At 65.8% G+C, this 2432-nt stretch carries 3 protein-coding genes; 1 reads left to right on the forward strand and 2 read right to left on the reverse strand.

All coding sequences use genetic code 11. From position 1 onward, the window contains the following. Positions 1–837: IS630 family transposase (locus tag AC11W3_RS03650; protein ID WP_484092503.1), on the reverse strand; the 837-nt coding region annotated here is incomplete at its 3' end. Positions 838–975: 138 nt separating this feature from the next. On the opposite strand from AC11W3_RS03650, the gene AC11W3_RS03655 reads away from it, so the two are divergent. Continuing rightward, positions 976–1137, forward strand: coding sequence for a hypothetical protein (locus AC11W3_RS03655; protein ID WP_484092504.1), 162 nt, complete (start codon positions 976–978; stop codon positions 1135–1137). Between the two features lie 674 nt (positions 1138–1811). On the opposite strand, the gene AC11W3_RS03660 is transcribed toward AC11W3_RS03655, so the two are convergent. Then, positions 1812–2432: YdjY domain-containing protein (locus AC11W3_RS03660; RefSeq protein WP_484092505.1), on the reverse strand; the 621-nt coding region annotated here is incomplete at its 5' end.

Here is a 2432-nt window from a genome sequence, read left to right on the forward strand (position 1 = left end):
CTCGATCTTCAACGACTTCGCCAGCGTTTGCACTACGGCGCACTTTTGATACCGGGCGTTGTCCAGCACCAATGTGATCGGCAAGCCCACGCTGGCTGCGGCGACGGCCCGCAGCAGGGCACAGACCGACTCGGCGTTGATGTAATCGTGGTTCGTCACCCGGATCAACCGGTGCGTCACCGCGTCCAGCGCCCCCAGGACGTTGTACCGCTTGCGGCCCGAGGCCGCCCGCACAAACAACCGGACCGCGCACCACAAGAAGCCCAGAAACGGGGCGAAGACGAAGTGGGCGGCGTCGACGAAGTAGACTTGTCTCCGGCCTCGGCGGGCCTGCTTCAGCCGTGGCTCCAGCTTTTCCTTCAGGAAGGTCGTCTGCTCGCGGGCGTGCTCCTCGACCGTCTTGGTGGGGGGCACGGGGATGGCCCCGGTCTTGCGCCACCGCAGCCCCAAGTGGTCCCTGAGAAAGTGGCGGACTTGGGTGAGGCTGCGGCGAATTCCGGTCTGCTGCTCGATGATGGCCCGGGCTCGCTTGGCGGAGCGGACCGGGTGCGTCGCGAAGTATTCCTCGAGGGAGGACCGGTGCCCGGCCAGGACGCTCCGGGGCTGATACCAGTGGCCTTGGCGCAGGCGCGGCAAGCCGCCCTCGATGTACTGGTCGATGTAGCGCTGGACGGTGCGTCGGGAGACACCGGCCAAGGTCGCGATCCGATCGTGGGGCAGGTCGTGGCTCTTGAGCCAGAGGACCTCCATCTTGCGCTGGACGCGGGGATCGGGGTGATGGTAGCGGTCGTGGGCCAGGGCTTGCCGCACTTCCGGAGTGAAGTGGATCGGTCGCATGACGGGTGACCTCAATGCTGCTCCCAGATCGATTCCCGTCAGCAGTTTATGCCGGTGCCTAGTTGCCTCCAATTTGTGCCAGACCTGACCGGGCCGAGTATAGTCACCCGGTACCTCCGCCCGGGATAATCCGAGAAGGTGAAGGGGCCTCCCAGGTTCCTGGGGAACCCCCATGAACGTGCCCTGTTCTTCGACCCCGGCGGGATCGCAGGCGCCAGGCCATTGCGGCGCTGCGACGCGGCCTTCCGTTGTGTGGACGACGTCGGCTCCCGCGACGATGTCGATTTCGAGGCTCAATAGCACGGCCCGCTCACTCACTGTCTACGCTTCGCAGTCCGGGTTACCCCGGGCCCACGCAAGACTCGTTTCCGGCTGCCGGCCCAGCTCTACCGGGCGGGATTGGTTACCCGCAGGGTTCCAATGAAAGGTTTCTGCGTTTCGGCTTCCTCCTTTCCCAAGCTTCCCTGGCGCACCCACACTTCGGCTCTACAGTCCCCCGCCTGAGCCCCCCCGCTCGGCCCGTTGGCGAATCAACGGCCATCCCGCGGCCCTTCTGATCTGGTCGGCCGATGAGTGGGAGCGTCTCGACGAGCGACCTTCGGACGCTCAGTTTCATCCCTCTGGGGTCTGGTGCGCGCTCCGGCTTGAATGAGCTGCGCTGCCTGCCCGCTGCCCTCATCCGGCCTTCGGCCACCTTCTTCCGGTGGGAGAAGGTCAGACAATCCCTTCTCCCGCGGGGCAGAGGTATGGACACAACTTTTCGACCCGGAGCGCGGGGGACTTGGGCACCCTCGCGACCGCCCGGATCGATCCCGGCAGGGGTGTACAAGGGCCTGGACAGGGACGGGGCGGACGCCGGTCGATCGCTACCCAGTTCGCCCAGCTTACGAGTCGCAGAAATGTGTCCATACCTCTGCCCGCGGGGAGAAGGTGCCGCGGAGCGCCGGATGAGGGTGACGCTGCGCTGGATCGGCTCAGGGATTCTTATCCGGCTGTCCGACGTGGGGCCACAGGAACAGGAACACTTCGGTGCCCAGCGGTGGAACCTGGGCGGGATCGGCGCCGAAGACGCGGTCGGCGTCGCTGGCCGAGCTAGCCAGTGGCAGATCGAGAATCGCACTGCCAAAATTGGCCACAGTGATCAGGTCTCCTTCGTCGGCGGCGTAGACGACCTGCTTGGTCACCGGGTCGGTGAACAGTTCGCTGCCGGCGAAGACCCATTCCTGGGCCAGGGGCTTCCCGGTTTTTTCCTCTCTGATCCAGCGGCGAGCGTCGATCTTCTGCGGCTTGCCGCCCGCGTTCCAGTGCAGCTCGATGGCGATCTTGGTGCCTGAGGGGGGCTCGAACTTGGGCAAGAAGCGAACCGGGTGTCCCGGCTCAGCGCCGGTCAGGAGCAGCCCGGCGTGAATTTGCCGGGGCCGGGCCTGGGTTGCCAGGATGGCCTCGTGCTCCTTGGTGCCTTTCAAGCAGACCAGGTGTTCCAGCGGTCCCTCGCGGAGCACAACTCGGGCCGCGATCACGAGTTCTTTACGCTTGGGGTCAAACCAAAGACTGCGGCCCAGCGGCTTCCACGCGGGGGCGGGCTGGAGGGGTTC

Source organism: Geomonas sp., assembly GCF_056994735.1.